This is a genomic window from Rhodoferax sp. RT5P35 (genome assembly GCF_056521385.1).
Map to the genome: position 1 here is coordinate 451,424 of NZ_JBWMAX010000002.1, position 8,194 is coordinate 459,617.

Sequence of the window (8,194 nt, forward strand, 5' to 3'; positions counted from 1 at the left end):
ATAGGCCGCTAGCGCATGCTTCATATGCGTTAGCAGCTATTTTAACTATAGCAATCAGGCGCTCAGCATTTCCCAGCGTTCTAACGCCGCCAGCAGCTGTTCGTCGATATGTGTATTACGCAGGCCCAGGCTGGCGGCGCGCGCGGCATCCTTCGTGTAGAGACTGCCATCGGCCAGAGTGGCGGTGATGTCGGCCTGCTCTTTTTCCAATGCAGCAATCTGCTCCGGCAGGCCGTCGAGTTCACGCTGCTCTTTAAAGCTCAGCTTGCGGGCCTTGGTGGCTACCACGGCTGCTACTGGTTTTTGCTCTGTATTTGAGAGCGTCTCCTGCACATTTGACGAGCGCTGGGACGTGTTTTTCTTATTGGTTTCGGCAATCAACTTGGCGCGCTTGCTCTGGATCAGCCAGTCTTGCACGCTGCCTTCGTATTCGCGCCAGAAGCCAGGCCGCTCCTCGGGTTCGTGCGCAATGATGCTGGTGACCACATTGTCCAAAAAAGCCCGGTCGTGGCTGACCAAGAACACGGTGCCTTCGTAGTTTTGCAGCAGGTCTTCCAGCAGCTCCAGGGTGTCGATGTCTAGGTCGTTGGTCGGTTCGTCCAGTACCAGCACATTGGCCGGGCGGGCAAACAGGCGCGCCAGCAGCAAACGGTTGCGTTCGCCGCCCGAGAGCGAGCGCACGGGTGAGTTGGCGCGGGCCGGGGAGAATAAAAAGTCGCTCAGGTAGCTTTTGACGTGTTTGCGCTGGTTGCCGATTTCGATCCATTCGCTGCCGGGGCTGATGAAGTCCTCCAGCGTGGCGTCCAGGTCCAGCGCGTTGCGCATCTGGTCGAAGTAGGCCACTTGCAGGTTCGAGCCTTGGCGGATCTTGCCGCTGTCGGGCTGGATTTCACCCAGGATCAGCTTGAGCAGGGTGCTCTTGCCCGCGCCATTGGCCCCCAGAAAGCCGACTTTGTCACCACGCAGAATCACGTCGCTGAAGCCCTGGACGATGATCTTGTCGCCAAAAGCCTTGCTCACATCGGTCAGCTCGGCCACGATCTTGCCGCTGGACTGGCCCGAGGCTACATCCAGGTTCACGCTGCCTTGCGCATCGCGGCGCGCAGAGCGGCTGGAGCGCAGCGCGTCCAGGCGCACCACGCGGCTCTGGCTGCGGGTGCGGCGAGCGGCTACGCCTTGGCGTACCCAAATTTCCTCTTGCGCCAGCAGCTTGTCGGCCTTGGCAGAGATCACGGCTTCTTGCGCAAGCTGCTCTTCTTTTTGCAGTACGTACTGCTCGAAGTTGCCGGGGTAGGAGTTGAGCTTGCCACGGTCCAGCTCGACAATGCGGGTCGCCACGCGGTTCAGGAAGCTGCGGTCGTGGGTGATGGTGATCAGGCTGCCGTTGAAGTCGATCAGCAGGTCTTCCAGCCACTCGATGGAATCCAGGTCCAGGTGGTTGGTTGGCTCGTCGAGCAGCAGCACGTCGGGCTTGGCGACCAGGGCCTGGGCCAGCGCCACGCGTTTTTTGGTGCCGCCCGACAAGGTGCCGACAATCGCTTCGGGGTCCAGATGCAGCCGGTGCAGGGTTTCTTCGACGCGCTGCTCCCAGTTCCAGGCATCAAACGCCTCGATCTGCGACTGCAAGGCATCCAGATCCACGCCATCGGCCCCGGACAAATACAGGTCCCGCGCTGCAATCACGCTGGCCAGGCCGACGCTGGCGGATTTGAACACCGAGTCTTCCGGGGCCAACACCGGTTCCTGGGCCACGTAGGCAATGCGCAGACCTTGCTGCACGTGCATCGCGCCGTCGTCAGGCTTCTCCAGCCCACCCAGGATCTTGAGCATGGACGATTTGCCCGCTCCGTTGCGGCCAATCAGGCCTACGCGCTCCGTGGTTTCAAGGGAAAAAGCGGCTTTATCGAGAAGTGCGACGTGTCCAAAAGCCAGTTGGGCGTCGAGTAGGGTAATGAGTGCCATGTTGGGGGGATTATCCGGTCTACGGGTTTCACCCCTTGGTAGATGGGTCAAGAGGGGTTGCACTTTATATAACAGGCGTGTGGCTGTGGCTTGTTCCCAGGGGGCCATGGGGAGCGCAACCATGAACTTTGTTGCTGTTTTCAACTTTAAAGTGTTAGCTAGTCCGGTGTCGATTCAAACCGTGCTAAAGTAGAAGGCTGTACTGTCAACGCCCAGCAATGTGCAGGATGCGAAAGCAAAGTCAGTAAGTAGCAGCTGTTTCGGATACTGGTAAAAACCAGTATATAATTCAAGGCTTCGCTGAATACGGGAATGCCAAGGTTTACTCCAAAACGCGACACGGCAGATAAGCAAAAAGTTAAAGCTTTTTGCGGCAAGCTCTAAAAAGCATGCTAGAATAAAAGGCTTCGCTGATCACAGTGAGTCAAGCAAAGTAGTGTGAAAGCTACGATGTTGATCCTTAAAAATATACAGCCGATAAGCGTGGGCGTTTGAATGCGATTGCCAAGTTCTTCGGAACTAGTGCATAGCACTACAAACGCTCATGAAGTAAAAGAAGATGTGAATATCAGAAATGAAGTTCATGTCAATTCCAATTTATGAGTGGCCCCTGGTGGTAAAAGTCAGGGGCAAAAAATCAAGATCGAACTATAGAGTTTGATCCTGGCTCAGATTGAACGCTGGCGGCATGCCTTACACATGCAAGTCGAACGGCAGCACGGGAGCAATCCTGGTGGCGAGTGGCGAACGGGTGAGTAATATATCGGAACGTGCCCAGTCGTGGGGGATAACGCAGTGAAAGCTGTGCTAATACCGCATACGATCTCTGGATGAAAGCGGGGGACTCGCAAGAGCCTCGCGCGATTGGAGCGGCCGATATCAGATTAGCTAGTTGGTGGGGTAAAAGCCCACCAAGGCGACGATCTGTAGCTGGTCTGAGAGGACGACCAGCCACACTGGAACTGAGACACGGTCCAGACTCCTACGGGAGGCAGCAGTGGGGAATTTTGGACAATGGGCGCAAGCCTGATCCAGCAATGCCGCGTGCAGGATGAAGGCCTTCGGGTTGTAAACTGCTTTTGTACGGAACGAAAAAGTCTGCCTTAATACGGTGGGCCCATGACGGTACCGTAAGAATAAGCACCGGCTAACTACGTGCCAGCAGCCGCGGTAATACGTAGGGTGCGAGCGTTAATCGGAATTACTGGGCGTAAAGCGTGCGCAGGCGGTTATATAAGACAGATGTGAAATCCCCGGGCTCAACCTGGGACCTGCATTTGTGACTGTATAGCTAGAGTACGGTAGAGGGGGATGGAATTCCGCGTGTAGCAGTGAAATGCGTAGATATGCGGAGGAACACCGATGGCGAAGGCAATCCCCTGGACCTGTACTGACGCTCATGCACGAAAGCGTGGGGAGCAAACAGGATTAGATACCCTGGTAGTCCACGCCCTAAACGATGTCAACTGGTTGTTGGGTCTTCACTGACTCAGTAACGAAGCTAACGCGTGAAGTTGACCGCCTGGGGAGTACGGCCGCAAGGTTGAAACTCAAAGGAATTGACGGGGACCCGCACAAGCGGTGGATGATGTGGTTTAATTCGATGCAACGCGAAAAACCTTACCCACCTTTGACATGTATGGAATCCTTTAGAGATGGAGGAGTGCTCGAAAGAGAGCCATAACACAGGTGCTGCATGGCTGTCGTCAGCTCGTGTCGTGAGATGTTGGGTTAAGTCCCGCAACGAGCGCAACCCTTGTCATTAGTTGCTACATTTAGTTGGGCACTCTAATGAGACTGCCGGTGACAAACCGGAGGAAGGTGGGGATGACGTCAAGTCCTCATGGCCCTTATAGGTGGGGCTACACACGTCATACAATGGCTGGTACAAAGGGTTGCCAACCCGCGAGGGGGAGCTAATCCCATAAAGCCAGTCGTAGTCCGGATCGCAGTCTGCAACTCGACTGCGTGAAGTCGGAATCGCTAGTAATCGTGGATCAGAATGTCACGGTGAATACGTTCCCGGGTCTTGTACACACCGCCCGTCATACCATGGGAGCGGGTTCTGCCAGAAGTAGTTAGCCTAACCGCAAGGAGGGCGATTACCACGGCAGGGTTCGTGACTGGGGTAAAGTCGTAACAAGGTAGCCGTATCGGAAGGTGCGGCTGGATCACCTCCTTTCTGGAAACTGCAATCAAATTTGAATGCCCACACTTATCGGTTGTTGGAAGGTTGTCGCTAAGACAATTTTTGGAAAAGATCTTTGATCTGAATCTTAAAGTTGATCTCAGAGCGACCGGCTTGGGTCTGTAGCTCAGTTGGTTAGAGCACCGTCTTGATAAGGCGGGGGTCGTTGGTTCGAAACCAACCAGACCCACCATCCATTGAACAACACTGCCGTTTTTGTGGGGGTGTAGCTCAGCTGGGAGAGCGGCTGCTTTGCAAGCAGTAGGTAGCGGGTTCGAGTCCTGTCACCTCCACCAATCATTTGGTGCTTATATATTCAACACCAAAGTGGCTTTTAACGAGGCTGCTTTGTTGTTGATCAATATCTATTGATCGATATAAATTAATCTGAGAAGGTTAATCGGCTGTTCATTAAAAATTCATAGAGTTTAATCAGCGTTGCTAACCGTTTAGCTGCCTCTGGGAAACTGCACATTCGTAAAGGTTTAGTGCAGACCGTGCCTAGTGGTGGTGGTTAGTGACAAATTTTTGATTGCGTCAAAACGAATATTCAGACTTTGGTTTGAAATTCAAAATTAACGATGAAGGCTCGAAAGAGCTGAAGTTGTTTACGGCATAACGCGATTGGTGAAAGACCAATCAAACATTCCTTGAAGACAACGGCGGTGTTTCTGAAAAGAGACGTCAAAGTTATAGGGTCAAGTGAATAAGAGCATGTGGTGGATGCCTTGGCAATGATAGGCGACGAAAGACGTGATAGCCTGCGATAAGCTTCGGGGAGCTGGCAAATTAGCTTTGATCCGGAGATTTCTGAATGGGGAAACCCACCCTTAGGGGTATCGCATGATGAATACATAGTCATGCGAGGCGAACCGGGTGAACTGAAACATCTCAGTAGCTCGAGGAAAAGACATCAACCGAGATTCCGAAAGTAGTGGCGAGCGAAATCGGAAAAGCCTGTTAGTGATAGCGCGACTGTTAACGGAATAGTTTGGAAAGACTAGCCATAGCGGGTGATAGCCCCGTACGTGAAAACAGACGTGTGGTACTAAGCTAACGACAAGTAGGGCGGGACACGAGAAATCCTGTCTGAATATGGGGGGACCATCCTCCAAGGCTAAATACTCATCATTGACCGATAGTGAACTAGTACCGTGAGGGAAAGGCGAAAAGAACCCCGGGAGGGGAGTGAAATAGATCCTGAAACCGCATGCTTACAAAAAGTAGGAGCCTCGAAAGGGGTGACTGCGTACCTTTTGTATAATGGGTCAGCGACTTACATTCAGTGGCAAGCTTAACCGAATAGGGAAGGCGTAGGGAAACCGAGTCCGAATAGGGCGATTCAGTCGCTGGGTGTAGACCCGAAACCAAGTGATCTATCCATGGCCAGGATGAAGGTGCGGTAACACGCACTGGAGGTCCGAACCGACTAGTGTTGCAAAACTAGCGGATGAGCTGTGGATAGGGGTGAAAGGCTAAACAAACTTGGAAATAGCTGGTTCTCTCCGAAAACTATTTAGGTAGTGCCTCAAGTATTACCGTCGGGGGTAGAGCACTGTTTTGGCTAGGGGGTCATGGCGACTTACCAAACCAATGCAAACTCCGAATACCGACGAGTACAGCTTGGGAGACAGAGCACCGGGTGCTAACGTCCGGACTCAAGAGGGAAACAACCCAGACCGCCAGCTAAGGTCCCTAAAATTGGCTAAGTGGGAAACGAAGTGGGAAGGCTAAAACAGTCAGGATGTTGGCTTAGAAGCAGCCATCATTTAAAGAAAGCGTAATAGCTCACTGATCGAGTCGTCCTGCGCGGAAGATGTAACGGGGCTAAGCCAGTTACCGAAGCTGCGGATTTGCAATTTATTGCAAGTGGTAGGAGAGCGTTCTGTAGGCCTGTGAAGGTGGCGGTGTAAACCCTGCTGGAGGTATCAGAAGTGCGAATGCTGACATGAGTAGCGTTAAAGGGGGTGAAAAGCCCCCTCGCCGTAAGCGCAAGGTTTTCTACGCAACGTTCATCGGCGTAGAGTGAGTCGGCCCCTAAGGCGAGGCAGAGATGCGTAGTTGATGGGAAACAGGTCAATATTCCTGTACCGATGTGTAGTGCGATGTGGGGACGGAGAAGGTTAGCTCAGCCAACTGTTGGATATGTTGGTTCAAGCCTGTAGTCATGCCTGGTAGGTAAATCCGCCGGGCTTAGATGAGGGGTGATAACGAGGCTGCTTGCAGCCGAAGTGAGTGATACCCTGCTTCCAGGAAAAGCCACTAAGCTTCAGCTACACACGACCGTACCGCAAACCGACACTGGTGCGCGAGATGAGTATTCTAAGGCGCTTGAGAGAACTCAGGAGAAGGAACTCGGCAAATTGACACCGTAACTTCGGAAGAAGGTGTGCCTCTAGTAGGTGAAATCCCTTGCGGATGGAGCCCAACGGGGTTGCAAAAAATCGGTGGCTGCGACTGTTTATTAAAAACACAGCACTCTGCAAACACGAAAGTGGACGTATAGGGTGTGACGCCTGCCCGGTGCTGGAAGATTAAATGATGGGGTGCAAGCTCTTGATTGAAGTCCCAGTAAACGGCGGCCGTAACTATAACGGTCCTAAGGTAGCGAAATTCCTTGTCGGGTAAGTTCCGACCTGCACGAATGGCGTAACGATGGCCACACTGTCTCCTCCTGAGACTCAGCGAAGTTGAAATGTTTGTGATGATGCAATCTCCCCGCGGAAAGACGGAAAGACCCCATGAACCTTTACTGTAGCTTTGTATTGGACTTTGAACAGATCTGTGTAGGATAGGTGGGAGGCTTTGAAGCAGGGTCGCTAGATCTTGTGGAGCCAACGTTGAAATACCACCCTGGTGTGTTTGAGGTTCTAACCTAGGTCCATTATCTGGATCGGGGACAGTGCATGGTAGGCAGTTTGACTGGGGCGGTCTCCTCCCAAAGCGTAACGGAGGAGTTCGAAGGTACGCTAGTTACGGTCGGACATCGTGATGATAGTGCAATGGCATAAGCGTGCTTAACTGCGAGACTGACAAGTCGAGCAGATGCGAAAGCAGGACATAGTGATCCGGTGGTTCTGTATGGAAGGGCCATCGCTCAACGGATAAAAGGTACTCTGGGGATAACAGGCTGATACCGCCCAAGAGTTCATATCGACGGCGGTGTTTGGCACCTCGATGTCGGCTCATCTCATCCTGGGGCTGTAGCCGGTCCCAAGGGTATGGCTGTTCGCCATTTAAAGAGGTACGTGAGCTGGGTTTAAAACGTCGTGAGACAGTTTGGTCCCTATCTTCCGTGGGCGCTGCAGATTTGAGGAAGCCTGCTCCTAGTACGAGAGGACCGGAGTGGACACACCTCTGGTGTATCGGTTGTCACGCCAGTGGCATTGCCGAGTAGCTAAGTGTGGAAGAGATAACCGCTGAAAGCATCTAAGCGGGAAACTCGTTTCAAGATGAGATCTGCCGGGGCCTTGAGCCCCCTAAAGAGTCGTTCAAGACCAGGACGTTGATAGGCAGGGTGTGGAAGCGCAGTAATGCGTTAAGCTAACCTGTACTAATTGCTCGTGAGGCTTGACCCTATAACTTTGATTCCAAGCAATTGGTTTCAAGGACTAGTTATGCCAAGTGACGCATTCAAAAAACTATCCGGTGAGATGCCGGAGCTGATTAAATCTCTATGAATTCGTTGTCCTGACCTATGTCAGGGCGGCAACAAGTTATGCCTGATGACCATAGCGAGGTGGTACCACTCCTTCCCATCCCGAACAGGACAGTGAAACGCCTCTGCGCCGATGATAGTGCGGGTTCCCGTGTGAAAGTAGGTCATCGTCAGGCTATTACAGCAAGAAACGCCCAGTCCAGTGGACTGGGCGTTTTCTTTAGCGCTTACACCATGCTCTAAAGAAAACGCAAAACGTTTTATGTATGCTAAAAAGCATGCTAGAATAAAAGGCTTCGCTGATCACAGTGAGTCAAGCAAAGTAGTGTGAAAGCTACGATGTTGATCCTTAAAAATATACAGCCGATAAGCGTGGGCGTTTGAAT

The 8,194-nt window shown here is 52.5% G+C and carries 1 protein-coding gene, 2 tRNA genes and 3 rRNA genes; 5 read left to right on the plus strand and 1 reads right to left on the minus strand.

Annotated elements, in window-relative coordinates:
- Positions 1-54: 54 nt before the first annotated feature.
- Complete coding sequence (locus AC097L_RS04345) at positions 55-1,962, minus strand: ATP-binding cassette domain-containing protein (RefSeq protein ID WP_479584939.1); 1,908 nt, start codon at positions 1,960-1,962, stop codon at positions 55-57.
- Positions 1,963-2,607: 645 nt separating this feature from the next.
- On the opposite strand from AC097L_RS04345, the gene AC097L_RS04350 reads away from it, so the two are divergent.
- The 5 genes from AC097L_RS04350 (at position 2,608) to rrf (ending at position 7,984) form a co-directional block, all read left to right on the plus strand.
- Positions 2,608-4,144, plus strand: a 16S ribosomal RNA gene (locus tag AC097L_RS04350).
- A 122-nt stretch (positions 4,145-4,266) separates the two neighbouring features.
- A tRNA-Ile gene (locus AC097L_RS04355) sits at positions 4,267-4,343 on the plus strand.
- A gap of 27 nt (positions 4,344-4,370) precedes the next feature.
- Positions 4,371-4,446: transfer RNA gene (locus AC097L_RS04360), tRNA-Ala, on the plus strand.
- A gap of 400 nt (positions 4,447-4,846) precedes the next feature.
- Positions 4,847-7,728: ribosomal RNA gene (locus AC097L_RS04365) — 23S ribosomal RNA — on the plus strand.
- 143 nt (positions 7,729-7,871) lie between these two features.
- Positions 7,872-7,984: ribosomal RNA gene (gene rrf / locus AC097L_RS04370) — 5S ribosomal RNA — on the plus strand.
- Together the 16S, 23S and 5S rRNA genes with 2 tRNA genes alongside form the textbook arrangement of a ribosomal RNA operon.
- Positions 7,985-8,194: the final 210 nt, after the last annotated feature.